We start from the raw sequence: 26,079 nt of genomic DNA, 5'->3' as shown, positions 1-26,079 counted from the left end.
AGCCGTGCTGCGGTGCACTTCGTCACAATGGGCCAGAGTCAGATTCCGCATCTTGCAAAGGATCGCATGGACTGTGGTTCAATCCCCCGCAAGCTTCTGTCCGACCGCGTAAAGACTGCAATCGTCGCCGCGCGAATTGATCTTGCATTTCATCAACGCAGGCTCGCGCGCCTCGAGAGCTGTGCGGCCAAATCCAGTCCCGCAGTGGCCGCGCGTGCTCACCGCGAAGCCCTTGGCATCATCGGGATTGGCGAGGTAGGCCGCGAACGATTCCTGGCACGCGGCGACAGCCCCCGGCGGGATTGGCAGCTGTGCGAACAACGGCGCCTCTACGACAGTCCTGGCTGGAAGACCTAACTTTTCAAGAAAGGGGTCGACGGACAGAAACCAGGTGTCTGCCGGCGCGAGCATGACGGTATTGTGGCCGTTCGATCCGAACGGAGGCAGCACATGCAACTGCGCGGGCGCACCGCCAGCGCTGTAGGCCGCGAACATGCGCCGTGCCAAGTCTGGACCGTAGAATTGATCGTTCTCGGCATAGAGCCAAAGCACGGGGATACGGGCCGTGCGCCCCAATGCGGCGACTGTATCGACCAAATTATCAGGCGAGCAAGGTTGGTTGGGTGCGGAGAAGCTATTCCGACCGCCATCAAAATTCACGGCGCCGACGACCCCCGGTATGTTCTGTCCGGCGACGGCCATCACCGTGAGCCCCCCAACGGAATGACCAAGCAAGACAACATGCTCAGCGTCGACCCAGGGCTCACGACGCAGTGAAGCGACCGCCGCAATGACATCGTCGCTGGCAGAGCGCACGGCCGGAAGATAGTCGCAGGCCTGCCGCAAAGACTCGGAGAACCCGCCCCCGGATCGGCCATAGCCACGACGCATGATCGAGACCACTGCATATCCTCGCTGGGCGAAGGCAACGGCGGCCTTGTTGTAGTCGACCGGAGAGCGGTTGAGGATTTCAGTGAAGAATTCCTCGCCGACACCGTGAGGCATTCCGTGAGTGATCACGACGAGAGGAAATTTGCCGGGGCGATCAGGACGAATGACGAAGCTTTCCAGCGACACTTTGTTGCCGGAGATCACGACAGGCAACATCATATGCGCGCTCATCAGCGGCCCGTCGCCGGCGCGGGCGGAGGCGGTGAACAAGATCAGAAGCAGGGCAACCAGGCGCATGGCGCTGAAAGGTAACACGGTGCATCTGAATTGCCTGCGTCCGGCCAACCGATGCGACACGCATATTCATGCACGGGGTTAACGCCTACGCCCCCGTCATCTGCCTTTCCTCATCGGTCCACTCCACCTCGACCGGCAAGAGCTCCGGCTGGAGTGGCGCGTCTTCCGCCATCCCATGTCCATCAAGCGCGCGCAGCAGAGCCGCGACCAGCGCGGGTTTGCGCAGCGGCTTGGCGAGGAAATCCGACATGCCGGCCTCGCGGCAGATCTTGACGTCCTCGGGGAAGGCATTGGCGGTCAGCGCGATGATCGGCAAGGCCGCGAAGCGTCCGCCCTCGGCGCGGATCGCGCGGGTCGCGGCGAGGCCGTCCATCTCGGGCATGCGCACGTCCATCAGCACGACATCGTAGTCGCCGTCTGAGACCGCCTCGACGGCTTCAACGCCGTCGGTCACGACGCGCAGCTCGACGTCGAAGGCACCCAGCATCTTGCTCACGACCATGCGGTTGACCGCATCGTCCTCCGCGACCAGCACCTTCAACGACCGATCGAGCCCGGCAATCCGAACCTTGAGCTCGTCGGCTTCGTCGCGGTCCGCGTTCTGGTCGGATGCCTGCACCTGGCTCCAGGGCAGCACCAGTGTGAAGCTGAAGCTCGAGCCCTCGCCCGGCGTCGAGGTGACGCCGATGGTGCCGCCCATCTGCTCGATGATGCGCCGCGAGATCGCCAGCCCAAGCCCGGTGCCGCCGAAGCGACGGCTGATCGAGGCGTCGGCCTGCGCGAAGTCACTGAAGAGCTGGCCGAGCTTCTCGGGCGCGATGCCGATCCCGCTGTCGGTCACAGTCCATTCGACGGTGGCGAGCAGGTCGCGGCGAGCCTGGCAAGTGGCTGATATCGTCACCTCGCCTTGATCCGTGAACTTCACCGCGTTGGAGGCGAGGTTGAGCAGCACCTGGCGGATGCGCGCGACGTCACCGCGCAGGGTCGGCGGCAGGTTCGGGTCGAGCTCGACCTTGACCGCAAGCCCCCTGCTCTTGGCGCCGGCGCGCACGATGGCAGCAACCGTCTCGACCAGCATTTGCGGGGCGAAGTCGATCGCCTCGAACGTGAAACGTCCAGCTTCGAGCTTGGAAAGATCGAGGATGTCGTTGAGGATGCGCTGGAGATTGTCGCCGGACTGGTGAATGCTGGCGACGGCATCGTGCTGCTCCGGATCAAGCTTGGTCTCGAGCAGCATGCTGGCAAGCCCGAGCACACCGTTCATGGGCGTGCGGATTTCATGGCTCATCACCGCCAGGAAATCCGATTTCGCACGGCTCTCGGCCTCGGCCTTTTCCGCGCGCCACCGCTCGGTGACGTCGCGGCCGAAACCACGGTAGCCGAGGAACTGACCATCGCGGTCGTAGGCTGGCTTCGCCGTCAGCGACCAAAGCCGCGCCTCGCCGCCGGCAACGACCTTGATGTTCATCTCGTGCAGCGGTTCGACGTGATCCATCAGGCCGACGACGTTGTAGGCAGCCGCCTTGTCGTCGGGGCAGAGCATGTCGAGCACGTCGGCAAAATGCGATCCCTTTAGGAGCTGGAGCGGCAGCTGCGCGACGTCAGCAAAGCGTTCGGGCACGTCGGTGAGACGCCCCTCGGCATCGGTCTGCCACAGCCAGTCGCTGGCGTTCTCCTGAAAATCCTTGAGCAGCAGCGAGATGATCTCGGTCTGCCGTTCCAGCTCGAGCTGTGCCTTGAGGTTGCCGAGGAAGAGATTGCCTTGCGAGACGATGTTGCGCGCCATGAAGAACGCGAACAGCAACAGGAGCACTGAGGTCAGGGCGTACGGACCACCACCGCACAACAGCATCGCGCCGGCGCAGGCAACGGTCATGGTCGCGAGATAGACGAGGCCGGCGCGTGGGAAGGTCGAGAGCGTGAAGGCACCGCCGGACATCATGCCGACCATCAGGCAGGCCAGGACCAGCTGGCTGGTCGGCTCCAGGCGGCTAAACAGCGCCAGCGGCAGCGCGCCCCAGATCGCGGCAAGGAAGAATGCCTGGCGCATCATCTGCCGCGCTGCGCGGATGAGGCCTCGTGGGGCGGGCGCTGATGAGAGCGTCGCCAGTCGCGAACCGCGAGCGAGACTGTGGTCGCGAGCGTCAGGCCCCAGATCGCGAGGAAGTCGTTCCAACCCCTGCCCCAGAACAGGATCAGGACGATGGCGACATTGAGCATGGTCACGGCCATCGCCACCGGGATCAGCCGCGTCACCGCCTCGATCTGCTTGGCACGGATGCGACGCTGCTCGCGCTCGCTGAGATTGGCGGTCAGACCGTCCTCGATCCCGAAGCCGCCCAGCCAATACAGGAACGTGCCGATCAGGCCGTCTTGCGGCTCAGTCTGCTTGGTGGATTTGTCGGGCCATCCCATCCGCGGAACCTCTTCCGCACCAATGGCCTGCGGCCTGCTTAAGGCGGGTTAATTTTGTGGGAGTTTTTGCGGCGTCCTTGACGGGCGCGTTTGCAGTTTGTTCTAACGAGGCCCCTCGTCTGGAGCTTCCCGCAATGTCCATCAGAGTAGCCACCTGGAACGTGAACTCGGTCCGGCAGCGGATCGATCTTCTCCTGACCTGGCTCAGGGAGTGCCAGCCCGACATCGTCTGCCTCCAGGAGATCAAATGCGTCGACGAGGCGTTCCCGCGGCTGGAGATCGAGGCGCTCGGCTACAACGTGGTCACGCACGGGCAGAAGACGTTCAACGGCGTCGCTCTCCTCTCAAAACTGCCGTTCGACGAGACCAAGTCGGGGCTCGCCGGCGACGACGAGGATGCGCATGCCCGCTTCCTCGAGGGCGTGGTGACGCTCAAGCGCGGGGTGTTACGCATAGCCTGTCTTTATCTGCCCAATGGCAACCCCGTCGGGACCGAGAAATACCCCTACAAGCTCAATTGGATGTCGCGGCTTCTTGAGTATTCGAAGGAACGGCTCAAAGCCGAGGAGCCGTTGATCCTCGCCGGTGACTTCAACGTCATTCCAGCCGCCCGCGACGTGCACAATCCCGCCGCCTGGATCGAGGACGCCTTGTTCAAGCCCGAGACACGGGAGAGCTTTCAGTCGCTGCTCGGCCTCGGCCTGACCGATGCGCTGCGGGCGGTGACCGACGAGCCCGGGCTCTACACCTTCTGGGACTACCAGGCCGGGGCCTGGCAGAAGAACCAGGGCCTGCGGATCGACCATCTGCTGTTGTCGCCGCAGGCCAGTGACCGGCTCGCCAATGTCGGCATCGACAGCTATGTGCGTGGCTGGGAGAAGCCCTCGGACCACGTGCCGGTGTGGGCGGATCTGGATCTGGAGGCGGCGTGACGCCGCCTCGCGTTTTCTTTACGCGAACCGGTGCCCACTTCACTCGAAAACGTTCTAAAGGCTCACTCGTGGCGGCCCTGCACCCACTGCTCCAGCATTTGCAGGCACATGGCGCGGTCGTCGTCCGAGGCCTTGGCCAAGGCGCGGTTGTAGTTTTCCTTGATCCAGGTCTCGTCGGCGCCGGCGCTGTCTCGCGCCAAGGTTAGCCACATCAGGCCACGCGCGGCCTGCCGCGGCAGGCGGTCGCCGTTGAACAGCATCTGTCCGAGCAGCGCCTGCGCCTCATGCTGGCCCTTCTGCGCGGCGAGGCCGAGCCAGCGCGCGCCGTAGCGGAAATCCTCGCGCGAGGCGTCCGGCGTCTTCAGGTAGAGCCGGGCGAGATCGTACTGCGCATCCGCGTTGCCGAAATAGGACGCGGCATAGGAGAACATCTCCCGCGCCCGGTCCGGGTCGGCTTTGACCTTCGAGTTCGGGATCCCGCTCAGATAATAACGGCCGAGGGCCACGAAAGCGTTGGCCACGACCTGCGCCTGCGGCGCCGACGGGCTGTCCTCGGCATGCGCGTTGGCGATCCGGCTGAAATATTCGAAGGCGCGCACGTCGTCCTGGGCCACACCGTCGCCATTGGCGTACATGCGGCCGAGCTTCCACTGCGCGATCGGATGGCCGCCCTCGGCGGCATATTGCAGCGCGCTGAGGGTTGTTTCCTGGGTCGCGACCGGGGGCGCCGACTTGCGCACCGCGCCGGCTGCGCCCGGCAACGTGGTCACCACGGGGATGGTCGCATCCTTCTGGTTGACCGGCGCGCCGTCAAAGGCGAGCGCCGGCATAGCCAGCACGCTAGCCCCCAACACAAACGCAACGATGGTACGCCTAGATGTCCGCATAACACTGTTTCTCGTGCGCGCCACCCGGATGGGTCACTGCCCCATCGACCGCTGGCCCAACCTGCTGAGCATATTTCCAGAGCGCGCCCGACGTATGGTTAGTCGCGCGAGGGCTCCATTTGGTCTTGCGTTGAGCGAGCTCGGCGTCGCTCAATTTTACGTTAAGGATTCCGGCAACGGCATCGATCTCGATGATGTCGCCGTCCTGCAACAGGGCGATCGGGCCGCCAATGGCAGCTTCGGGCCCGACATGGCCGATGCAGAAGCCGCGGGTGGCGCCGGAGAAGCGGCCGTCGGTGATGAGCGCGATCTTGCCGCCCATGCCCTGGCCGGTCAGCGCCGCGGTGGTCTGGAGCATTTCCCGCATGCCGGGGCCGCCCTTGGGGCCCTCGTAACGGATCACGATGACTTCGCCTTCGCGGTACGTGCGGTTCTGGACGGCCTCGAACGCGTCCTCCTCCCGGTCGAAGCAGCGAGCCGGACCGGTGAACCTCAGGTTGGACATTCCCGCGACTTTCACGATCGCACCTTCTGGCGCCAGATTTCCCTTCAGACCGACCACACCACCGGTGACGGTGATGGGCTTGTCTGCCGGGTGCACCACGTCCTGGTGCGGATTCCACTTCACGCTCTTGAGGTTGTCGGCGATCGTTCGACCGGTGACCGTAATGCAGTCGCCGTGGAGAAATCCGTTGTCGAGCAGCGTCTTCATCAGAAGCGGTATGCCACCAACTTCAAACATGTCTTTGGCGACATAACGGCCACCCGGCTTCAAATCCGCGACATATGGTGTCTTTTTGAAGATTTCGGCGACGTCGAACAGATCGAACTTGATGCCGGCCTCATGCGCGATCGCTGGTAGGTGCAACGCAGCATTGGTCGAGCCGCCGGAGGCCGCGACAACGGCCGCGGCATTCTCCAGCGCCTTGCGCGTGACGATGTCGCGCGGGCGGATGTTGGACGCGATCAGGTCCATCACCTTCTCGCCCGCGGTCATGCAGAAGGCGTCGCGGATTTCGTAGGGTGCGGGAGCACCGGCAGAGTAAGGCAGCGCGAGCCCAATCGCCTCGGAGACGGTCGCCATGGTGTTGGCGGTGAACTGCGCACCGCAGGCGCCGGCGGAGGGGCACGCCACGCGCTCGATCTCGTCGAGGTCCTCATCCGACATCGCGCCGACGGAGTGCTTGCCGACGGCTTCAAACATGTCCTGCACGGTGACCTGCTGACCGCGAAAATTGCCGGGCAGGATCGAGCCGCCATAGATGAAGATCGACGGCACGTTGAGGCGGACCATCGCCATCATCATGCCCGGAAGCGACTTGTCGCAGCCGGCGAGCCCGACCAGAGCGTCGTAGGCGTGGCCGCGCACGGTCAGCTCGACCGAGTCGGCAATGCATTCGCGCGACGGCAGCGAGGAGCGCATGCCGTCGTGGCCCATGGCGATGCCGTCGGTGACGGTGATGGTGCAGAATTCACGCGGCGTGCCGCCGGCCGACGCCACGCCTTTCTTCACCGCCTGCGCCTGGCGCATCAGCGAGATGTTGCAGGGGGCAGCCTCGTTCCAGCATGAGGCGACGCCGACGAAGGGCTGGTGGATCTGTTCGGTGGTCAGACCCATCGCGTAAAAATAGGAGCGATGCGGCGCGCGCGTGGGACCTTCCGTCACGTGACGGCTCGGCAGCCTCTGCTTGATGTTGGCCTTCGCGTCCATCGCGACCAGTTTCCTCGGCTAACCCTTTCAGACCCGGAAAATCAGAGCCAAGATTTGAATCGACCTTGGGATTTCCCGCCGCCTTCGTCGGTTGCCGCTGCCCCTCAATAATTCGAGTGATTTTATTCATGTTTGGGTGTGGCCAAAAAGCGGCGTCCATGCGAACCGACTGCGATGAGGGTTAAATCGCCCGTGAATGTTGCATAGACAGCACAATCGTGGCTCAGAGGACACGGATAAGCTTACTGCGATACCCTCGTGGAGAGAGCGTCCACAACCTCAGATTTTAGAGCAGGCCGGCGCCCCTTTACCCGTCCCGGGGCGAGTTGAGGTGAGTCGCGATCGGCGTCCAGCCGGGTCTAGGCGCGCACATCCGCGCCATGGTCGAAACGCGCGAAGATCGCGCTGGTCGCAGCACCGAGCAGGGTCCAGAACACCAGGCTCGTCGCCGTGACCGCGGTGACGAACTGATGCGACAGCGAGGACGGCACGTTGGTCTCGACATGCTCCAGCTCGGGCGCGCCGATCAGGTGGGGCAAGAGCAGCAGGATCACGCCTGCAATGGCCGCCGGCACCGAACGGCGGAAGACGATCAAGGCCAGGCCCGCAGCGGTCGACAGCACAGCGGCCGTCCACCAGATCTGGCGCGACACGAGCGCTGCGGCCGGCACGCCCGGCAGCTCCGGCGGCAAGCCGAGACCGGGGGCGATGGTGAATACGGCAAAGCCCGCCAATCCCCACATCAGGCCCTGATGCCACGAGACTGTTTCGCCAGTCGCACCGCTGCGGATGGCGAAGAACCCAGCCAGGAGCAGCGCGAAGCCGATCGCAGTCAGCACGTTCGCGCCAGCCGTGTAGGCGTTGCGCTCAAACCCATCGCGCGGCTCCCACGCTTCGGCGCCATGATCATGGGAAGCGTGGTCATGAGCTGCATGGTCATGGCCGGCTGCGGCCGCCTGCGGCGCCGCCACGGCCTCATGCAGATGGGTCGCCGCGGCCTTCTCGTAGACCTCGGCTTTCAGGATCAGGGGGACGGTACCGAACTGCTGGGCGACCGTGACAACGAGACCAACGATGAAACCGGCAATGATCGAGGAGAAAACGATCGAACGAAACGTGCTCATGCCGCCCCGGTTAGTGGCAGGGGAAGGCGTTCGAATGGCGCACGTCGTGCGCGGCGTTGTGGACGACGTCGATATGCGAGAATCCAACCACGCCGACGACGAACAGGCCCAGCACCATGGCCATCAGAGCCTGCGAAAGCCGTCCCACCTGCCCGGCGGCGATCGGCAAATGCGCGACCTGAGCATTCGAGAACTGGGCGTTCGAGAACTGGGCATTCGACAACTGGGATTGGCTCATGACTGTTCTCCGTGGGCGATTTGGTGGTCTTCTATCAGCTTCCGGGCAACGTCGCGACTGGTAAGATGCAGGCTTGTCCCCTGCGAAATGCCCTTGCGGGCGATCTTGGCGCGAGCCGCCTCGCGGAATGCGGTCTCGTAGCGGCGGAAATAGCCGAGGCAATCCTGCGGCGAGGGCTCCGCGCCGATCAAGGTCCGGAATGCGCCGCGATGCACGGCGCAAAATGCGCCGTGCCCCCCGACCGGAAAGGCCAGGGAGGCGATGTCGTCACGCCATTGAGCTTCGTCGCTCAAGTCGATATCGCACGCCCGCGAGCGAGGGCGATCGGGTGAAGCCGGAAACGGTTTGCGTGAGGCGATTGTATGTCGGCGGCCATGGATGGCCATCCTAGCACATTGGCCGGGAGATGAACTGCCGCGATGCGGCCAAGCACCTCGTGCGGTCCTCAGTGCGCGCCCTTGAGCGTGCAGGAGGTGGTGCAGGTCACCGTGTTGCCGTGATCGCACGACTTGCAGGCGTTGACGCACTGGTTCATGTCGCGGGGATTATAGGAGCTGAAGTTCCGCAGCTGGCAAACCGCGGTCGAGCCGGTGACGTCCTGCTCCTGATTGCAGGCCGCCGTCATGAGCGCGAAAATGATGACCGCAAGAAGACGCATGGGACCGCACCGTGAGCCAACGGCAAAGCGACGTTCGCGGAGGTCACTGCATCGCAATGAGCCCCGGCATTCCCAGCGTGAGGAATCGCCACGAAGATCCCTCACATCCGCTTTGAGGATGCGTGCCAAACGTTAAGAACGGCTTGCGATCGCGCGAGATCCCGTAAAGACAGGGATGCCCGGCATCCAGCTTCGATCCGACTGACGCCTCTCAGCGTGGTCAGGCTGCGGCCTTGGTCGCGATTGCCTGCCGCATATCCATCGCCAGCATGCGGTATTGTTCCGAAAGCTTCAGGTAAAACTCGCGCTTCCGGCTGTCGGTGGCGAGCTTCGTGATCAACTCGCATTCGGCGGTGAGCGTCTCGAACCGTTCCAACCTGTCCTCAAGATCAGTCATCGGCGTATCCCCATCAAACGCCTCAAGGACGACAAGCCTAAGCCCGCGAAATACGTCATGGCCAACATCGTTATCGGGTAGAATCAATTTTTCCCGGCGCAGACTTCTATTTGCTCTCCATCCGCCAGGCGCCGTCCCAATCGGCCGGCGGCGGACTGGCCTCGAACTGCGCGATGCGGGCGAGCATCGTCAGCGACGGGCCGTCGCCCGGGACGCTCTCCAGCGCGGCGTTGAACGCGGTGCGTGCGGCATCGAAGCGGCACGCGCGGTAGGCGGCGAGCCCCTCGGCGTAACGCTGCCGCAGGTTCCCCTGCGAGGCGGCGAGCGCGCCTGTCCTGCCCATCACCTCGAAAACCGGCTGCGGTGCACTCTGGCCGACGACCGCAAGACGGTCGATCTCGCGCAGCTCCAGGCGCGATCCGATCGCATCCGCGGTTGCCTGCGAGATCAAGATGCGAGTGCCGTAGAGCTTGTTGACGGCCTCCAGCCGCGAGGCGAGGTTCACCGCGTCGCCCATGACCGTAAAGCTCATCATCAGCTCGGAGCCGATGCTGCCGGTCAGGACCTCGCCAGTGGCGATGCCGATCCGCAGGTCGCAAAGCGCCGGCATGGTGCGGATTCCGAGCAGGTCGGGCAGCTGCTTCTGGAGTGCGGGCACCTGATCGGTCATCTCGATTGCTGCAGCGCCGGCAAGGAGAGCCTGTTCGTCCTCCTCCACGAAGGGCGGCCCCCAATAGGCCATGATGGCGTCCCCGATATACTTGTCGATGATGCCGCGATTGCTCCTGATCGGACCGGACATGAGCGTGAAATAGTGGTTCATCACCTTGACCAGGCCGCGCGGGGTCATGCCCTCGCTCATCGAGGTGAAGCCGCTCATGTCGCAGAACATGATGGTCATCACCCGGCGCTGGCCGTCGACGGCGACCTCCGGCCGGTCGATCAGCCCCTGCACCACCTTGGGATCGATGTAGCGGCCAAACGTCTCGCGGATGCGCTCGTTCTGGCGCAACTGCTCGACCATGCGGTTGAAGGCGGCGGCGAGCTCGCCGATCTCGTCCTGGGTCGAGACGGCGATGGTCTTGTCGAAACGCCCCGCCTCGACCTCGCGGGTGCCGGCGAGCAAGAGCCGCACCGGGCGCGTGATGCCGCCACTGACCAGCAGCGCAAAGGCGAAGCCGACAATCGCCGCAAGCAGGGTCACGATGCCCGAAATGATGATCGCCTGGCGCTGGTGGCGGGTCACCTGCGACGTGCTGAAAAAAACCTGGTTCAGCATGTCGCCGCGGATCGCGTCGATCTTCTGGTTGAACTGATCGCGCAACGCATCGATGTGCTCGAGCGTGCTGCGGGCCTCCACCATCTGCTTGGCGTCGATCTGCTTGAGCAGCTTTGCGTGGTCCTGGCTCTGATCGCGGCGCAGCTCGCTGACCGCGGTCTCGATCCGGGTCTCGATCCGCGCCAGCGCGGCATTGTCGGACGGGGTCCGGGGATCGTCGATGATCGCGTTGATGTTCTTGCGCGCGCTCTCGGCCTCCTGCTCGATGTTGCGGTCGGCCTCCTCGAACTCGTGAAGGCGCGCCGCATAGGTCTCCTCGTCGGTCGGAGACTCCATCTTCGTCATCACCATCCGCCGCAGCGCCACCGCCCGCTCCAGCGAATGGATATTGGCACGTGCCAGATCTCCATAGGCCGGGATATAGCGGTTGGTCAGCTCGTCCAGGAGGATGCCGACCTGGCTGGACATCACCATCGACAGGACAGAGGTGACCAGCATCAGGACGATCAGCCCGAGGGCGATCCCGACGATCTTGCGACGGATCGACTGGTTGAAAATCGGCATATGTGCGGGGCAAACGCTGAAAGGACGGATATGGAACTCAATACACCGGTTTTGGGCCCGGGAATACGCGCAATCTGGCCAATTCCGGCCCCGAGCGCCGCCCTCTCCTGTCGCACCAGCCTTATTCGTTAATGAAGATTAAAGGCCCGTTCTACCGCCCGTTGTACAAGTTCCCGCCGTCCATCCGTATTTTGCCGCATTGTTGCGGAAGCGTGAGGAATGCGAAACGATGCTGCGTCGCCGTTTTTGATGGCGTTTTGATTCTCGAGCCGCATGTCGTCGCGGATTTGGTTTGTACTGGTTTCGCAGGGGGACCACGCAATGAACCAGTGCCTACGCTCGCTCGCGTGTGTCGTTGCCATGGCTGCCTTGGCGCTCGTTCCGACGGAGCTGGCAGCCAAGAGCAGTCACAAATCATCCGCGTCGAAAAAGACGCATGAGGCCAAGGCCGGCAAGCACGGCAAGCATGCCGAGGCCAAACGCAAATCGAAGAAGCACGACGATGAGCCCGCGGACAAGCCGGCACCGCCGCCGCTCACGGGCGATCTCGCCGCGCTGAAGGACGCCATCGACCTCGCGCGCAAGGGCAAGACCGACGAGGCGAGCGCGGCGCGCGACCGCATCGCCGATCCCGCCGGGCAAAAGCTCGCCGACTGGTTCATGCTGCGCCATTCCGAGAGCACGGCGAATTTCAAGCGCTACGCCGCCTTCCTCGCCGCCAATCCGGATTGGCCGAGCAGCGCGCTTCTGCGCCGGCGCGCCGAGGCGCGGCTGTGGCAGGAAAAGAGCGACGCAGCCACCGTGCACAAATTCACGATGGACCGACCGACCAGCGCCAAAGGCAAATTTGCGCTCGCCCGCGTGCTGCTCATGGAAGGCGACAGCGACAGGGCCGCACGTCTCGTGCGCGAGGCCTGGCGCACGGATGAATTGTCCGAACGCAGCGAGGAGGATTCTACGAAGCGTTCCACGATCTCCTGAGCGCCGAGGATCATCGCGCCCGCATGGACAAGCGCCTGGGCGCCAAGGACTATGCCGGTGCACGGCGCGCCGCCAAGCGGCTCGGCGAGGACGCGCTGGCGATCGTCAAGGCCTGCGCCGCGGTCAACGGCAAGGAAAACAAAGCCAAGGACTATCTCGACGAGGTCTCCACCGAGGCGCGCCGCGATCTCGGCTATGTGCTGTGCCGCGCGCAATGGCAGCTCCAGAAGGACCACATCGACGACGCTGCCGATGTCATTTTGGCCGCCGCGCCCGACACGATGGCGGCCCAGGACACCGATGCGTGGTGGCGCGAGCGCCGCCTGCTTGCGCGAAAGCTGCTCGACCAGGGCAAGTTCAAGACCGCCTATGACGTGGTGCGCGCGGCCGCGATCCCGGAGATGGAGGTCTACCGCGTTGACTATCACTTCATGTGCGGCTGGATCGCACTGCGCTATCTCGACGATCCCAAGGCGGCCATGATGCACTTCGCCGCGATCGACGAGGGCTCGGCCAATCCGATCGCATTGTCGCGGGCGCATTATTGGCGCGGCCGAGCGGCGGAGGCGATGAACGCCACGGCCGACGCGCGTCTGAGTTATCAAGCGGCCGCGCGCTATCCAACCGCCTATTACGGCCAGCTTGCCCGTGCACGGCTTGGCCTCGAGGGAATCGAGCTGCGCGGGCCCTCGCCGGTGCTGACCTCAGCCGACACGCCGCCCGCGGACGAGCGCGTCCGCGCCGCCGACATGCTCTACGGGATCGGCGAGCGCGACCTGGTGTTTTATTACGCCGAGGATTTTGCCAAGGAGAGCACCGACGTCGCCGCCCTCAATGGACTCGCCGAACTCGCCGGCCGACGCAACGATGCACGTGTCATGCTTGAGATCGGCAAGTCGGCGCTGGCACGCGGGCTGGCGCTGGACCAGTACGCCTTCCCGACCATCGGCATTCCCGAGCACAAGCAGGTTGCGCCCGCGATCGAGACCAGCGTGATCTATTCCGTGGCGCGCACCGAAAGCTCGTTCAACCAGCGCGACAAATCGGCCGCCAACGCCGTCGGCCTGATGCAGGTGACGCCGGAAGCCGGCCGCGACACCGCCAAGCGCTTCGGCGTCACGTATGACTGGGACAGGATGGTTTCCGATCCCGTTTATAACACGCAGATGGGCGCGGCCGAGCTCAGCGCGCTGATGTCGGAATATCACGGCAGCCAGATCATGACCTTCGCCGGCTACAATGCCGGCCGAGGCCGGGTGCGCGAATGGGTGCAGGCGCATGGCGACCCCCGCGATCCCAAGGTCGACCCGGTCGACTGGGTCGAGCGCATTCCGCTGTCGGAGACGCGCAACTACGTCCAGCGCGTGATGGAGAACGTGCTGGTCTATCGCGCGCGGTTCGAGGGCAGTGGCGTGGTGGCGGGGAAGAGCGACCAGCGCGTGGTGACGCATGATGCGAGCGCCAAGGCGACGCCGGTGGGATATACGGGACCGGAATAAGTTTGGCGGGCATCCGCTCTACCGCCTCATCCTGAGGGCCTGCGAGGCAGGCGTCTCGAAGGATGAAGGCCCCCGCTCTCGCCCGCGGCGATCCTTCGAGACGGCCGCGGAGCCTGTCATCGGGCCGCGCTTTGCGCGGACCCGGTGACGGCCTCCCCAGGATGAGGTCGGAGAGTGAGCCGAGACACGCGAGTTCGCCTTCATTCCACCGTGATATTCGCCGCCTTGATGATCGGCCACCATTTCGCAATCTCGGCCTTCTGGCGGGCGCCGAGGGCTTCGGGGGTGAGCTGATCCGAAGGTGTCATCTCGAGGCCCTGGCTTTCGAGCTGCTTCTTCACGGCGGGATCGTTCAGCGCTTCCACCGCGGCGGCGTTGAGCTTGGTCACGATCTCCTTCGGCGTACCCTTCGGCACCCAGAGGCCCGACCACAGCGTCATCTTGAAGCCTTTCAGCCCCGCCTCCTCCGCGGTCGGGATCTCCGGCGCGGACGCAAGCCGTTTGTCGTCGGTGATGGCGTAGGCGCGGATGGTGCCGGCGCGGACCTGGTTGATGGAGTTGGAGGTCTGGTCGACGATGATGTCGATCTGGCCGGCAATGAGATCGTTCAGCGCAGGCGCGGTGCCGCGATACGGCACATATTGCAGCTTGATGCCGGAGACGTTCTCGAAATAGACGCCGGCGATATGGCTGCCGGAGCCTGCGCCAGCCGTGCCGGCCGTCGGCGGCGACGGTCGCGACTTCAGCCAGGCCAGCAATTCCTTCACCGAGGTCGCCGGCACCGCGTTCTTGCTGACGACGATCATCGGGTTGCTCGGCAAGAGCACGACAGGTTCGAGATCGGTGACGAGATCGTAGTTGAGCTTGTAGACGGCGCCATTGGCCACATGGGTGCCGAGATGGCCGAAGGAGATGGTGTAGCCGTCGGGCGCCGAATGCACGGCGCGGCCGACGCCGATCGAGCCGCCGGCGCCGGTGACGTTCTCGATCACCAGCGGTTGACCGAGAGTGACGCGCATCCGGTCGGCCAGCACCCGCGCCATTGCGTCCGACGGACCGCCGGCCGCAAACGGGACGATGATGGTGATGGGATGCGAGGGATAATTGTCGGCGCGCGCGGCGGCAGTGAGAGCGAGAATGCCGATCAGTGCGGCCGAGACGGCCTTGGTCATTGTTCTCTCCCAGCATTGTCGCTTTTGTTTTTCTTCACCTCGCCGCGCTTACGGGGAACGGGGCGAGGGAGAAGTTCTAGAACTGCGAATAATCGATTGGCTTGTGGCGATCGAGCGTACGGGTCACCGGCGGCAGCGGGTATTTCAAACCGGTGGCGCAATTGAACAGCATCACGCGGTCGTTTTTGCTGACGCGGCCATCGGCGAGGCTGTCCTTGTAAGCGGCGTAGGTGGCGGCGCCCTCCGGGCACAGCAACAGCCCCTCCTCGCGCGCGACTTCGTTGAGCGCCGACGAAATTTTGTCGTCGTCGACCGCAATGGCAAAGCCCTTGCTCTCGCGCACCGCGCGCAGGATCAGGAAGTCGCCGATCGCCTGCGGCACGCGGATGCCCGACGCGATGGTGTGAGCGTCCTCCCAGCGCGTCGCATGCTCCGTACCGGCCTCGTACGCGCGCACCATCGGCGCGCAGCCGGAGGCCTGTACCGCGACCATGCGCGGGCGCTTCGAGCCGATGAACCCGATCTTCTCCAGCTCGTCAAACGCCTTCCACATGCCGATCAGGCCGGTGCCGCCACCGGTCGGATAGAAGATCACGTCGGGCACGTCCCAGCCGAGCTGCTCGGCGAGTTCGAGGCCCATCGTCTTCTTGCCTTCGATGCGATACGGCTCCTTCAGCGTCGAGGTGTCGAACCAGCCGACTTTCGTTTTCCCCTCGCCGACGATCTTGCCGCAATCGTCGATATAGCCGTTGACGCGGTAAACCGTCGCGCCCTGAAGCTCGATCTCGCTGACGTTCACCTCCGGCGTGTCAGCCGGACAGAAGATCGTGGTCTTGATGCCGCAGGACGTCGCATAGGCCGCGAGCGCCGCGCCGGCATTGCCGTTAGTCGGCATCGCCATATGCTTGATGCCCAGCGCCTTGCCCATCGACACCGCCATCACGAGGCCCCGCGCCTTGAACGAGCCGGTCGGGAGCCGTCCCTCGTCCTTCACGATGATCTCGCCGCCACCGAGCTTTGCGCCAAGCTTCGGCAGCCGGATCAGCGGCGTCGTGACCTCGCCGAGCGAGACGATGTCCTTGCATTTGCGCACGGGCATCAGCTCGCGGTAGCGCCACATGTCGGCGGGGCGCTGGCTTAGTGCGTCCTTGGTCAGCGACTTCTTGACGCCAGCAAGATCGTAGCGCACCAGCAGCGGCTTGCCGGCCTTGGAGAGGTTGTGGACCTGGTCAGCGGCGTAGTGGTCGCCCTCCATCGCGCATTCGAGATGGGTGACGAAGGTCGGACGCTCGATGGTGAGGTTGTCGTTGTCGTGCATGGGGTGATTTCCTCTTCTTATTCTGATCCATTCATTACTAGACCGTCACCCTGAGGTGCGAGCCATGCGGCGCATCGCGCCGTATGGGGAGCGACAGCCCCGCTGCTGCATCTCGGCCGTTCATCCTTCGAGGCTCTCTGCACGGCGCTGCGCACCGCGCAGCTCGCACCTCAGGATGACGGACTGGCAGATGCGACGCGCGCCCATCAGATATTCAACACCCGCCCATAAGCATCCAGCACAGCCTCCTTCATCATCTCCGACAGGGTCGGATGCGGGAAGACCGTGTGCATCAGCTCTTCTTCCGTGGTCTCCAAATTCATGGCGACCACGTAGCCCTGGATCAACTCGGTGACCTCCGCGCCGACCATATGGGCGCCGAGCAGCTGGCCGGTCTTCTTGTCGAAGATCACCTTGACCAGGCCCTGGTCCTCGCCGAGCGCGATCGCCTTGCCGTTGCCGACGAAGGGGAAGCGGCCGACGCGAATCTCGCGGCCGTTCTCCTTGGCCTTGGCTTCCGTCAGGCCGACCGAGGCGACCTGCGGCTGGCAGTAGGTGCAGCCCGGGATCATCAACTTGTCCATGGGATGCGGATGCAGGCCCTTGATCGCCTCGACGCAGACCACGCCTTCATGCTCGGCCTTGTGCGCGAGCATGGGGGGCCTGCGACATCGCCGATGGCGTAGATGCCGGGAATGTTGGTCTTGCCGTAACCGTCGATCACGATGCAACCGCGATCGGTTTTGACGCCGAGCTTTTCGAGGCCGAGATTCTCGATGTTGCCGACGACGCCGACGGCCGAGATCACGCGCTCGAATTCCGCGGTCTGCTTGGCCTTGCCGTCGTCCAGCGTTGCGACGACGCTGTCGCTCTTTTTCTCGAGCTTCGTTACACCCGTGTTGGTGAGGATCTTGATACCCTGCTTCTCAAGGCGCTTGCGGGCCAGACCGGCAATCTCGGCGTCCTCGACCGGCAAGATCTGCGGCAGCACCTCGACCACCGTGACATCAGAGCCCATCGTCTTGAAGAAAGATGCGAACTCGATCCCGATCGCGCCCGAGCCCATCACCAGCAGCGACTTCGGCATCCGCTCCGGAACCATCGCCTCGAAATAGGTCCAGATCAGCTTCTTGTCGGGCTCGAGCCCCGGCAGCACGCGCGGCCGCGCGCCGGTCGCGAGGATGATGTGCTTGGCCTGATAGCTGCCCTCGCCCAGCGCGCCCTTCGGCCCCTCGACGTCGGACTTCTTCACCGTGACCTTGCCGGGCCCGTCGATCGAGGCCGCGCCCCAGATCACGCTCACCTTGTTCTTCTTCATCAGGAAGCCGACGCCATCATTCAGCCGCTTGGAGACACCGCGCGAGCGCTGCACCACGGCTTTCGGATCGAACGAGACGTTGTCGGCCGACAGACCGTAATCCTTGGCGTGCTGCATGTAGTGATAGATCTCCGCCGAGCGCAGCAGCGCCTTGGTCGGGATGCAGCCCCAGTTCAGGCAGATGCCGCCGAGATAGGATTTTTCGACGATCGCGACCTTGAAGCCGAGCTGCGCAGCCCGGATCGCCGTGACATAGCCGCCAGGACCGGAGCCGATGATAATGACGTCGAAGGATGTGTCGGCCATGCGGGCTCCCGTTCAACTGACTTCGCAGAGTGGGCAAAGCGAAGCGCGCCCACCGCCGTTTAACGCGTACGAAACAAGGTGGGCACGGCGCCTTGCGCCTTTGCCCACCCTACGTATTCACAGCTCTCGGCTCAGACCATCATCATGACGGGGTTTTCGATCAGCTGCTTGAACGCGCCGATCAGCTCGGCGCCGAGCGCGCCGTCGATGGCGCGATGATCGCAGGACAAGGTCACGCTCATCATATTTGCGATCTCGATCTTGCCGCCGCGCACGACGGGGCGTTCCTCGCTGGTGCCGACCGCGAGGATGGTCGCATGCGGCGGATTGATCACGGCCGTGAAGTGGCTGATGCCGAACATGCCGAGATTTGAGACCGCGGTGGTGCCTCCCTGGTATTCCTCGGGCTTGAGCTTGCGCGAGCGGGCGCGGGCGGCAAAATCCTTCATCTCGTTGGAGATGGTCGAGAGCGTCTTGGTCTCGGCCTTGCGGATGATCGGCGTGATCAGGCCACCCGGCATCGCGACCGCAACGCCGACGTCGGAATGGTGGTGCTTGACCATGCCGGACTCGGTCCAGCTCACATTGCAGTTCGGGATCCTCTGCAGCGCCACGGCCATCGCCTTGATGACGAAATCATTGACCGAGATCTTGTAGAGCGGCTTCTTCTCCTTGTCCTTGGGAGCAGCCGCGTTGATCTCCTCGCGTGCGGCGAGCAGCTTGCCGATGTCGCAATCGATCGTGAGGTAGAAGTGCGGCACGTTCTGGATCGACGCGGTCAGGCGCTGCGCGATGGTGCGGCGCATGCCATCATGCGGGACGACGTCGTAGGAGCCGGGCTCGAACAGCGACAGGATCTGCTTGTCCGACATGGTCGGCGCAACCGACGGCGCCGCGGATGGAGCCGCGGCGGGTGCCTTAAGGCCTTTGCCGGACTTGGCCTGCTCGACGTCGCGCGCAACGACGCGGCCGTGCGGACCACTCCCCGTCACCATCGCAACATCGATACCGGCATCCTTGGCGAGACGGCGCGCCAGCGGTGAGGAGAATACGCGACCGCCATGGCCGTTGCTCTGTGCAGCCGGAGCCGCAGCCTGCGGTGCGGCGGCAGGCGGCGGAGCTTTCGGAGCAGCGGGTGCGGGCGCCGGCGCAGCAGCGGGAGCTGCAGCGGCTTTGGGTGGCGCAGCGGAGGCGCTGGGCTTCGCAGCCCCCGCACTTGCCGCCTTCAAATCCTCGCCTTCGCCGGCCAGCACCGCGATCACGTCATTGACCGGGACGTCCTGCGTGCCCTCGGCGACGAGGATCTTGGCGATCGTGCCTTCGTCGATGGCCTCGACCTCCATGGTCGCCTTGTCGGTCTCGATCTCGGCGATGATGTCGCCGGATTTGACCTTGTCGCCTTCCTTCTTCAGCCACTTGGCGAGGTTGCCCTTCTCCATCGTTGGCGAAAGAGCGGGCATCAGGATGTTGATGGGCATGCTGACCTCACGAAGAACTTTCAAAAATTCGTCCCCGGGAGCGAGGACGAACAGACCAGGTTAGTTGCCGATGTCGCCTTGCCAGAGGCGCTCATTGGCAGGGATGGAACGCCACGACTTCATCATGGTGATCGAGCGGTCGTCGGCAAGGTCGATCCAGGAATCCCGAACTTGTCGAGAATGTCCTTGGAGCCCGCGAAAGTGACGGATTCTCCGATCACCACCAGCGAGACCTTGAACAAAGCGAGCGCGCCGGCACACATCGAGCATGGCGACAGCGTGGTGTACATGACGGTGTCGTGGAATGAGATGGTGCCGGCCTCGCGCAAGCAGCTCATCTCGCCGTGCAGAATGACATTGTTCTCCTGCACACGGTTGTTATGGCCGCGGGCGATGATCTTGTTGTCGCGCGTCAACACGGCGCCGATCGGCAGGCCGCCCTGCGCGATCGAGGCTTCCGCCTCGCGGATCGCCTCCAGCATGAAATCGAAGTGGCGGGATTCAACTGCCACGGTCAGTGTCCCTTCGCCCGTGGTGTGGTCGTTCCGGTGTCGGTCGGTCGCTCGATCTCGGCCTGGAACATCTCGAGGATACGGTTCATGGCGTCCTCCTCGGTATATTCACTCTCGCGCGCATAGGCGCGCGCGGCATGGCGGGCGAGATCGACCAACAGCAGGCCCCACATATCCGGCTCTTCGAAAGCACGCTGGAACGCCATCGACAACCCGCCGTCCAGCACGAACACGCGCAGAATCTCGACCGCATCGTCGCGGGCGAGGACGTCGGGCGGCAATGGCTGCTCCTTCGGGCCCGCCATGGCCTACCTGTAGCAGACGGCTTTGGCGGCCTCGACCACTTCGGCCGCCGAGGGCAGCGCGAGCTTCTCCAGGTTCGCGGCATAGGGCATCGGCACGTCCTTGCCGGTGACCCGCGCGACCGGCGCGTCCAGATAGTCGAAGGCGTTTTCCATGATGCGCGTGGCGATCTCGGCACCGACGCCGCTCTGGGCCCAGCCCTCTTCCACCGTCACCGCACGGCCGGTCTTCTTGACCGAGTTGATGATGGTCTCGGTGTCCATCGGCCGCAGCGTGCGCAAGTCGATGACCTCGGCCTCGATGCCGTCCGTGGCGAGCTCGTCGGCCGCCTTCAGGGCATAGCTCATGCCGTTCGACCAGGAGATGATCGTGACATGGCTGCCGGAGCGTACGATGCGCGCCTTGCCGATCGGGATCACGAAGTCGTCGAGCTTCGGCACTTCGCCGGTATGGCCGTAGAGCATCTCGTTCTCGAGGAAGATCACCGGATTGGGATCGCGGATCGCAGCCTTGAGCAGACCCTTGTAGTCGGCCGCCGAGAACGGCGCGACAACCTTCAGGCCCGGAATGTTGGAGTACCAGGATGCGTAATCCTGGCTATGCTGGGCGGCAACGCGCGCGGCGGCGCCGTTCGGGCCGCGGAACACGATCGAGCAGCCCATCTGGCCGCCGGACATGTAGAGCGTCTTGGCCGCGGAGTTGATGATCTGGTCGATCGCCTGCATGGCGAAGTTGAAGGTCATGAACTCGACGATCGGCTTCAATCCGGTCATCGCGGCGCCGACGCCGATGCCGGCAAAACCGTGCTCGGTGATCGGCGTGTCGATCACGCGCTTGGCGCCGAATTCCTGGAGCAGCCCCTGCGTGACCTTGTAGGCGCCCTGATATTCGGCGACCTCTTCGCCCATCACGAAGACGTCCGCGTCGCGGCGCATCTCTTCGGCCATGGCGTCGCGCAAGGCTTCACGGATGGTCTGCGTCACCATCTCGGTGCCGGCGGGCACCTCCGGATCAGGTTCGGCCACCGCTTGCGGCGCGGACGGTGCGGCCTTGGGCTGCGGCGCTTCGGCCTTTGCGGCGGCAGGAGCCGCGGACTCCGCGGCCTTGTGCTGCTGCGCAGGCGCGGGCGTTTTCGCAAGATCGGCCGCGCTCTCGCCATCGGCCAGAATGGTCGCGATCGGCGTGTTGACGGCCACGTCGGCGGTGCCCTCGGGGATCAGGATCTTGCCGAGCGTGCCCTCGTCGGTCGCCTCGACCTCCATGGTGGCCTTGTCGGTCTCGATCTCGGCGATGACATCGCCGGACTTGATCGTCTCACCCTCTTTTTCAGCCATTTGGAGAGGTTGCCCTTCTCCATCGTGGGCGACAACGCGGGCATCAGCACTTGAATTGGCATATCGACTCCAAGGGAAAGCTTGCGCGCGTTCAGCGGTAAACGTCGGTCCAGAGCTCGGCGGGATCCGGCTCGGGGTCGTGTTGGGCAAAATCGGCGGACGCGTTGACGATCTCACGCACCTCCGCGTCGATCGCCTTGAGATCCTGCTCGCTGACCTTGGCCGCGAGCAGGCGGTTGCGCACCTGCTCGATCGGGTCCTGGTCATGGCGGACCTTTTCGACCTCCTCGCGCGTTCTGTACTTTGCGGGGTCGGACATCGAGTGGCCGCGATAGCGGTAAGTCTGCATTTCCAGAATCATCGGTCCCTTGCCGGCCCGGCACCAGGCGGTGGCCTCGTCGGCGGCGGCCTTGACCGCGCGGACGTCCATGCCGTCGACCTGCATGCCGGGAATATTGAAGGACGCGCCGCGTTTGGAAAAATCCTGCTGCGCAGAGGCGCGTGAGACCGACGTACCCATGGCATAACGGTTGTTCTCGATGACGTAGATCACCGGCAGCTTCCAGAGCTCCGCCATGTTGAAGCTCTCATAGACCTGGCCCTGGTTGGCCGCGCCGTCGCCGAAATAGGTGACGCTGACATTGTCGTTGCCGCGATAATGATTGGCGAACGCAAGCCCGGTGCCGAGCGAGACCTGGGCGCCGACGATGCCATGGCCGCCGTAAAAATGCTTCTCCTTGCTGAACATGTGCATGGAGCCGCCCTTGCCCTTGGAATAGCCGCCGCGCCGGCCGGTGAGCTCGGCCATCACGCCCTTGGCCTCCATGCCGGTGGCAAGCATATGACCGTGGTCACGATAGCCGGTGATGACCTCATCGCCCTGCTTCAGGGCCATCTGCATGCCGACCACCACGGCCTCCTGGCCGATATAGAGATGGCAGAAGCCGCCGATCGCGCCCATGCCGTAAAGCTGGCCGGCCTTCTCCTCGAACCGCCGAATCAAAAGCATGTCGCGGAGCGCCTTCAGCTCCTGCTCCCTGGTGAATTCCGGGGGCGAGCCGCCGTTGGTCTTGTCGTGTGAGGTGCTTGCGGCGGCTTTCTTAGGTGCGGCCATAGGAATTCCGGGTCAGAGAAAACTAAGCCCTCTCTAACCTAACTCAATCGCGCGCGAAAGCGCCGCGGCGGCATGGCACCACTTTCATTATGCCGCACTGCAACGTGATCGAAATATTGGAAAATCTTTGGCGCTGATGCGGCAACAAATTTAATCACCGGCGCTGCGTGGCTTCTCCCGTCGCGGCCGTTTGCGGCAGAGGGCGGCGCCAGAAAGGCGCCGCCCTCTCGTGCCCGTCAGAAGAAGCCGAGCTTCTTCGGGCTGTAGCTGACCAGGAGGTTCTTGGTCTGCTGGTAATGATCGAGCATCATCTTGTGGTTCTCGCGCCCGACGCCCGACTGCTTGTAGCCGCCGAAGGCCGCATGCGCCGGATAGGCATGGTAGCAATTGGTCCAGACCCGCCCGGCCTGGATCGCCCGGCCAAAGCGGTAGCAGCGGTTGGCATCGCGGCTCCAGACGCCGGCCCCCAAGCCATAAAGCGTGTCGTTGGCGATCGCGAGCGCTTCGTCGTCGTCCTTGAAGGTCGTGACGGAAACGACGGGGCCGAAGATCTCCTCCTGGAAGATCCGCATCTTGTTGTGCCCCTCGAAGACGGTCGGCTGGACATAGAATCCGTCGGCGAGATCGCCTGGCAGCTCGGCACGTCCGCCCCCGGCGAGGACCTTCGCACCCTCCTGCTTGCCGATGTCGATGTAAGAGAGGATTTTTGCCAACTGCTCGCTAGAGGCCTGCGCGCCGATCATGGTGTCGGCCTCGCGCGGATCGCCCTGCTTGATTGCGGCAACCCGCTTGAGCGCCCGCTCCATGAAGCGGTCATAAATGTCCGCATGGACCAGCGCGCGGCTCGGACAGGTGCAGACCTCGCCCTGGTTCAGCGCGAACATCACGAAGCCTTCAATCGCCTTGTCGAAGAAGTCGTCGTCTTCGGCGGTGACGTCCTTGAAGAAGATGTTCGGCGACTTGCCGCCGAGCTCCAGCGTCACGGGAATGAGGTTCTGGCTGGCATATTGCATGATCAGTCGGCCCGTCGTGGTCTCGCCGGTGAACGCGATCTTGGCGATCCGCGGGCTCGAGGCCAGCGGCTTGCCGGCTTCGAGGCCGAAGCCGTTGACGATGTTGAGCACGCCGGGCGGCAGGAGGTCGCCGACGATCTCGGCCCAGACCATGATCGAGGCCGGCGTCTGCTCGGCGGGCTTGAGCACCACGCAATTGCCGGCGGCGAGCGCGGGCGCGAGCTTCCAGCAGGCCATCAGCAGCGGGAAGTTCCAGGGGATGATCTGGCCGACGACGCCGAGCGGCTCGTGAAAATGATAGGCGATGGTGTCGTGGTCGATCTCGCCGATCGAGCCTTCCTGGGCGCGCACGACGCCGGCGAAATAGCGGAAGTGATCGATCGCCAGCGGCAGGTCGGCGGCGCGGGTCTCGCGGATCGGCTTGCCATTGTCCCAGGTCTCGGCAATCGCGAGGCGCTCGAGATTGTCTTCCATGCGATCGGCGATCTTGTTCAGGATCGCGGCGCGCTCGGCGATACTGGTGCGTCCCCAAGCAGCTTTGGCCGCATGCGCGGCGTCGAGCGCGGCCTCGACGTCCTGACTGTCGGAGCGCGCGATCTTGCACACGATCTGGCCGTTCACCGGCGAGGCATTGTCGAAATACCGGCCCGAGATCGGCGCGACGAACTTGCCGCCGATGAAATTGTCGTAGCGTGCGGCGAAGGGATGTTTGGTGACGCTGAGGAATTCCACCTTGTTCATTGATCACTCCCGATGTTTGCTGTTTGCGCAATCCGTCGTGTGCTCACGACTTGCGCCGACCATGTCGCGGGAGTGGTGTTCTGTCAGCCCGGGCGGAGACGACGATCGAGCCGACCTGTCGCAGTTCTGCGACAGTGACGACGGACGACCGCGAACGCTAATGGTTCAGCCCGAACCGGTTGAGCTTCCGGTGCAGCGTGGCGCGGCTGACGCCGAGCGCCTTGGCGGCGGCCGATACATTGCCGCCGGCGCGGAGCAGCGCCCGCTGCAGCACCGCGCGCTGACCGCGGGCCAGGTGATCGTGCGCGATATCGCCGCCGAGAAGATCGGCCGCGGGCACCGGCTGCAACGGGCGGCCGGGCGCAATTCCAAGTCCGATCCGGGCGGATCTTGTCGCGCCGATGACGAGATCATCCGCGTCCACTGCGACCAGACCACCACACTGGCCATCAATGGCCGGTGTCAGCACGATGCGGGCATGGGCGAACGCGTTGCGAAACAGGTCGGCCTCGATCCGCCTGGCCGCCTCGCCGGCCGCGAGCGCGATCAGACTGGCGAAGGCATCGGTGCGGTCGGCGCGGCAAGAGGAGACGTCGAGCACACCGGCGAACCTCCCGTCATGATCGTAGATCGGAACTGCGGTGCAGCTCAGCAACGTGTTGCGGGTGAAGAAGTGCTGATCGCGGTCGATCGTCAGCGGACGCTGCTCGACGACGCAGGTGCCGATGCCGTTGGTCCCCTCGTGCTCCTCGCTCCACAGCGCACCGGTCCACAGCCCCCAGGAGTCGAAGGTGGCATCGTCGGCCGGAGTGCCGCGACGATCGACCGGCACGCCGTCGCCATCGGCCAGCAGCACGCAGCAGCCGGCGGTGCCGACCGCCTGATAGAGCCGGTCCATGGCCCCGCGCGCGGCGCACAGTAGCGGCGCGATGCGCTCGCGCGCCGCTCGCAACTCGGCTTCGCTCAGCCGCATCGGCGCGTGGCGGCCGCCGGGATCGAGATGATGCAGCCGGGACGAACGGCGCCACGAGGCCACGAGCGCGGAGCGAGCCGCCTGGCCTGACGCGATGGCAGCCTCGACGCGGGCCGCGTGATGCCGGGGGTTTGCCCATTCATCACTGTTCCTCCGGGCGGCAATCTAGAGTGTGCCGGCGCTGCCTGATTGATCTGCGTCAAACCTGGCGTGCAGCGTGGGATTCATCAAAAGGTCGCCGCCGACGGTGCAGCCAGGCTCGCGACGCTCTGATCAGTTCGGCGGGATCATCCGCACGAGATCATGCGGATTGACATAGTCGAGCTGAAACCGCGCCTGCTCGTCCAGCGTGTCGGGATCGATCTTCTCCGAGCGCAGCAGCGAGACCCGCTGCTCGTTCCTGGCGCGCTCGCGCTTGAGCTGCGCCAGTTCGCTCGTGAGCGCGATGATCTCCTGATCGAGTTCCTGGCGGGCGTTGAGACCGTATTTGCCGGTATAGGCGTTGACGCCGAAATAGCCGACGATCGCAGCCGCCATCGCATAGAGGGCAAGACCGGTCAGGATCGATTTCAGGCGCGCGCGCGAGACCATTTTGGCAAGATGGGGCAGCTTGGTTAAGGGACT

At 64.3% G+C, this 26,079-nt stretch carries 19 protein-coding genes and 4 pseudogenes; 2 read left to right on the top strand and 21 right to left on the bottom strand.

Annotated elements, in window-relative coordinates:
- Nucleotides 1-78: 78 nt before the first annotated feature.
- Together AB8Z38_RS05655 and AB8Z38_RS05650 are read right to left on the bottom strand one after the other, a co-directional pair.
- The gene (locus AB8Z38_RS05655; protein WP_369723483.1) at nucleotides 79-1,206 is read right to left on the bottom strand and encodes a dienelactone hydrolase family protein; all 1,128 of its coding nucleotides are present in this window, start codon (nucleotides 1,204-1,206) and stop codon (nucleotides 79-81) included.
- Nucleotides 1,207-1,273: 67 nt separating this feature from the next.
- Nucleotides 1,274-3,603 (bottom strand): annotated as a pseudogene (locus AB8Z38_RS05650) (ATP-binding protein).
- 134 nt (nucleotides 3,604-3,737) lie between these two features.
- On the opposite strand from AB8Z38_RS05650, the gene xth reads away from it, so the two are divergent.
- Entirely contained in the window at nucleotides 3,738-4,535 is a 798-nt protein-coding gene (xth, locus tag AB8Z38_RS05645) for an exodeoxyribonuclease III (RefSeq protein WP_369723482.1), read from the top strand.
- Between the two features lie 62 nt (nucleotides 4,536-4,597).
- Here the strand turns inward: xth and AB8Z38_RS05640 are convergent, their stop codons facing one another.
- The 8 genes from AB8Z38_RS05640 to AB8Z38_RS05605 form a co-directional block, all read right to left on the bottom strand.
- A complete protein-coding gene (locus tag AB8Z38_RS05640; RefSeq protein WP_369723481.1) occupies nucleotides 4,598-5,422 on the bottom strand; it encodes a tetratricopeptide repeat protein in 825 nt (274 codons plus the stop codon).
- Nucleotides 5,409-7,133 (bottom strand): dihydroxy-acid dehydratase, encoded by a 1,725-nt coding sequence (ilvD, locus tag AB8Z38_RS05635; protein ID WP_369723480.1) that lies wholly within the window; start codon nucleotides 7,131-7,133, stop codon nucleotides 5,409-5,411. Before ilvD ends, AB8Z38_RS05640 begins: the two co-directional genes overlap by 14 nt.
- 359 nt (nucleotides 7,134-7,492) lie before the next feature.
- Nucleotides 7,493-8,257, bottom strand: coding sequence for a CbtA family protein (locus tag AB8Z38_RS05630; RefSeq protein WP_369723479.1), 765 nt, complete (start codon nucleotides 8,255-8,257; stop codon nucleotides 7,493-7,495).
- A 10-nt stretch (nucleotides 8,258-8,267) separates the two neighbouring features.
- Complete coding sequence (locus AB8Z38_RS05625; protein WP_369723478.1) at nucleotides 8,268-8,495, bottom strand: CbtB domain-containing protein; 228 nt, start codon at nucleotides 8,493-8,495, stop codon at nucleotides 8,268-8,270.
- The gene (locus AB8Z38_RS05620) at nucleotides 8,492-8,788 is read right to left on the bottom strand and encodes a DUF1488 family protein (protein ID WP_369723477.1); all 297 of its coding nucleotides are present in this window, start codon (nucleotides 8,786-8,788) and stop codon (nucleotides 8,492-8,494) included. Before AB8Z38_RS05620 ends, AB8Z38_RS05625 begins: the two co-directional genes overlap by 4 nt.
- A gap of 152 nt (nucleotides 8,789-8,940) precedes the next feature.
- Nucleotides 8,941-9,153 carry a hypothetical protein gene (locus tag AB8Z38_RS05615; RefSeq protein WP_369723476.1) on the bottom strand — a complete coding sequence of 71 codons (213 nt, stop codon included), beginning with the start codon at nucleotides 9,151-9,153 and terminating at the stop codon, nucleotides 8,941-8,943.
- Nucleotides 9,154-9,373: 220 nt separating this feature from the next.
- Entirely contained in the window at nucleotides 9,374-9,550 is a 177-nt protein-coding gene (locus AB8Z38_RS05610; RefSeq protein ID WP_369723475.1) for a hypothetical protein, read from the bottom strand.
- Between the two features lie 106 nt (nucleotides 9,551-9,656).
- Nucleotides 9,657-11,393 (bottom strand): adenylate/guanylate cyclase domain-containing protein, encoded by a 1,737-nt coding sequence (locus AB8Z38_RS05605; RefSeq protein WP_369723474.1) that lies wholly within the window; start codon nucleotides 11,391-11,393, stop codon nucleotides 9,657-9,659.
- Nucleotides 11,394-11,714: 321 nt separating this feature from the next.
- Between AB8Z38_RS05605 and AB8Z38_RS05600 the strand changes: the two are divergent.
- A pseudogene (locus AB8Z38_RS05600) lies at nucleotides 11,715-13,873 on the top strand (transglycosylase SLT domain-containing protein).
- Between the two features lie 200 nt (nucleotides 13,874-14,073).
- On the opposite strand, the gene AB8Z38_RS05595 reads toward AB8Z38_RS05600, so the two are convergent.
- The 11 genes and pseudogenes from AB8Z38_RS05595 to AB8Z38_RS05545 form a co-directional block, all read right to left on the bottom strand.
- Nucleotides 14,074-15,045, bottom strand: a complete 972-nt coding sequence (locus AB8Z38_RS05595; protein ID WP_369723473.1) for a tripartite tricarboxylate transporter substrate binding protein BugD — start codon at nucleotides 15,043-15,045, stop codon at nucleotides 14,074-14,076.
- A gap of 76 nt (nucleotides 15,046-15,121) precedes the next feature.
- On the bottom strand, nucleotides 15,122-16,363 hold the full coding sequence (locus tag AB8Z38_RS05590; RefSeq protein WP_369723472.1) for a threonine synthase: 1,242 nt from the start codon (nucleotides 16,361-16,363) through the stop codon (nucleotides 15,122-15,124).
- Nucleotides 16,364-16,569: 206 nt separating this feature from the next.
- Nucleotides 16,570-17,987: pseudogene (lpdA, locus tag AB8Z38_RS05585) on the bottom strand (dihydrolipoyl dehydrogenase).
- Between the two features lie 131 nt (nucleotides 17,988-18,118).
- Entirely contained in the window at nucleotides 18,119-19,465 is a 1,347-nt protein-coding gene (locus AB8Z38_RS05580; protein WP_369723471.1) for a pyruvate dehydrogenase complex dihydrolipoamide acetyltransferase, read from the bottom strand.
- A gap of 122 nt (nucleotides 19,466-19,587) precedes the next feature.
- On the bottom strand, nucleotides 19,588-19,977 hold the full coding sequence (locus AB8Z38_RS05575; protein WP_369723470.1) for a nucleoside deaminase: 390 nt from the start codon (nucleotides 19,975-19,977) through the stop codon (nucleotides 19,588-19,590).
- 2 nt (nucleotides 19,978-19,979) lie between these two features.
- Nucleotides 19,980-20,282, bottom strand: coding sequence for a DUF5076 domain-containing protein (locus AB8Z38_RS05570; RefSeq protein WP_369723469.1), 303 nt, complete (start codon nucleotides 20,280-20,282; stop codon nucleotides 19,980-19,982).
- A 3-nt stretch (nucleotides 20,283-20,285) separates the two neighbouring features.
- Nucleotides 20,286-21,676, bottom strand: a pseudogene (locus tag AB8Z38_RS05565) (pyruvate dehydrogenase complex E1 component subunit beta).
- 29 nt (nucleotides 21,677-21,705) lie between these two features.
- Nucleotides 21,706-22,728: a pyruvate dehydrogenase (acetyl-transferring) E1 component subunit alpha gene (gene pdhA / locus AB8Z38_RS05560; RefSeq protein ID WP_369723468.1), complete on the bottom strand. Its 1,023-nt coding sequence runs from the start codon at nucleotides 22,726-22,728 to the stop codon at nucleotides 21,706-21,708.
- Nucleotides 22,729-22,964: 236 nt separating this feature from the next.
- Entirely contained in the window at nucleotides 22,965-24,482 is a 1,518-nt protein-coding gene (gene adh, locus AB8Z38_RS05555) for an aldehyde dehydrogenase (protein ID WP_369723467.1), read from the bottom strand.
- Nucleotides 24,483-24,639: 157 nt separating this feature from the next.
- On the bottom strand, nucleotides 24,640-25,620 hold the full coding sequence (locus AB8Z38_RS05550) for a GAF domain-containing protein (RefSeq protein ID WP_369726751.1): 981 nt from the start codon (nucleotides 25,618-25,620) through the stop codon (nucleotides 24,640-24,642).
- 108 nt (nucleotides 25,621-25,728) lie between these two features.
- Nucleotides 25,729-26,046 (bottom strand): septum formation initiator family protein, encoded by a 318-nt coding sequence (locus AB8Z38_RS05545; protein WP_369723466.1) that lies wholly within the window; start codon nucleotides 26,044-26,046, stop codon nucleotides 25,729-25,731.
- Between the last annotated feature and the right edge of the window lie 33 nt (nucleotides 26,047-26,079).

It is taken from the genome of Bradyrhizobium sp. LLZ17 (genome assembly GCF_041200145.1).
In the GTDB taxonomy this organism is placed as follows: Bacteria; Pseudomonadota; Alphaproteobacteria; order Rhizobiales; family Xanthobacteraceae; genus Bradyrhizobium.
Note: the sequence above shows the minus strand (reverse complement) of the source record. Positions and strands in the feature narration are given on the sequence as shown.

Excerpts from the sequence above, each read along its gene's own strand:
- AB8Z38_RS05570 (WP_369723469.1), bottom strand. The coding sequence starts at position 20,282 with ATGGCGGGCCCGAAGGAGCAGCCATTGCCGCCCGACGTCCTCGCCCGC.
- AB8Z38_RS05625 (WP_369723478.1), bottom strand. The coding sequence starts at position 8,495 with ATGAGCCAATCCCAGTTGTCGAATGCCCAGTTCTCGAACGCCCAGTTC.
- xth (WP_369723482.1), top strand. The coding sequence starts at position 3,738 with ATGTCCATCAGAGTAGCCACCTGGAACGTGAACTCGGTCCGGCAGCGG.
- AB8Z38_RS05615 (WP_369723476.1), bottom strand. The coding sequence starts at position 9,153 with ATGCGTCTTCTTGCGGTCATCATTTTCGCGCTCATGACGGCGGCCTGC.
- AB8Z38_RS05605 (WP_369723474.1), bottom strand. The coding sequence starts at position 11,393 with ATGCCGATTTTCAACCAGTCGATCCGTCGCAAGATCGTCGGGATCGCC.
- adh (WP_369723467.1), bottom strand. The coding sequence starts at position 24,482 with ATGAACAAGGTGGAATTCCTCAGCGTCACCAAACATCCCTTCGCCGCA.
- AB8Z38_RS05640 (WP_369723481.1), bottom strand. The coding sequence starts at position 5,422 with ATGCGGACATCTAGGCGTACCATCGTTGCGTTTGTGTTGGGGGCTAGC.
- AB8Z38_RS05610 (WP_369723475.1), bottom strand. The coding sequence starts at position 9,550 with ATGACTGATCTTGAGGACAGGTTGGAACGGTTCGAGACGCTCACCGCC.
- AB8Z38_RS05595 (WP_369723473.1), bottom strand. The coding sequence starts at position 15,045 with ATGACCAAGGCCGTCTCGGCCGCACTGATCGGCATTCTCGCTCTCACT.
- pdhA (WP_369723468.1), bottom strand. The coding sequence starts at position 22,728 with ATGGCCGCACCTAAGAAAGCCGCCGCAAGCACCTCACACGACAAGACC.
- AB8Z38_RS05545 (WP_369723466.1), bottom strand. The coding sequence starts at position 26,046 with ATGGTCTCGCGCGCGCGCCTGAAATCGATCCTGACCGGTCTTGCCCTC.
- AB8Z38_RS05630 (WP_369723479.1), bottom strand. The coding sequence starts at position 8,257 with ATGAGCACGTTTCGTTCGATCGTTTTCTCCTCGATCATTGCCGGTTTC.
- AB8Z38_RS05590 (WP_369723472.1), bottom strand. The coding sequence starts at position 16,363 with ATGCACGACAACGACAACCTCACCATCGAGCGTCCGACCTTCGTCACC.
- AB8Z38_RS05580 (WP_369723471.1), bottom strand. The coding sequence starts at position 19,465 with ATGCCCATCAACATCCTGATGCCCGCTCTTTCGCCAACGATGGAGAAG.
- ilvD (WP_369723480.1), bottom strand. The coding sequence starts at position 7,133 with ATGGACGCGAAGGCCAACATCAAGCAGAGGCTGCCGAGCCGTCACGTG.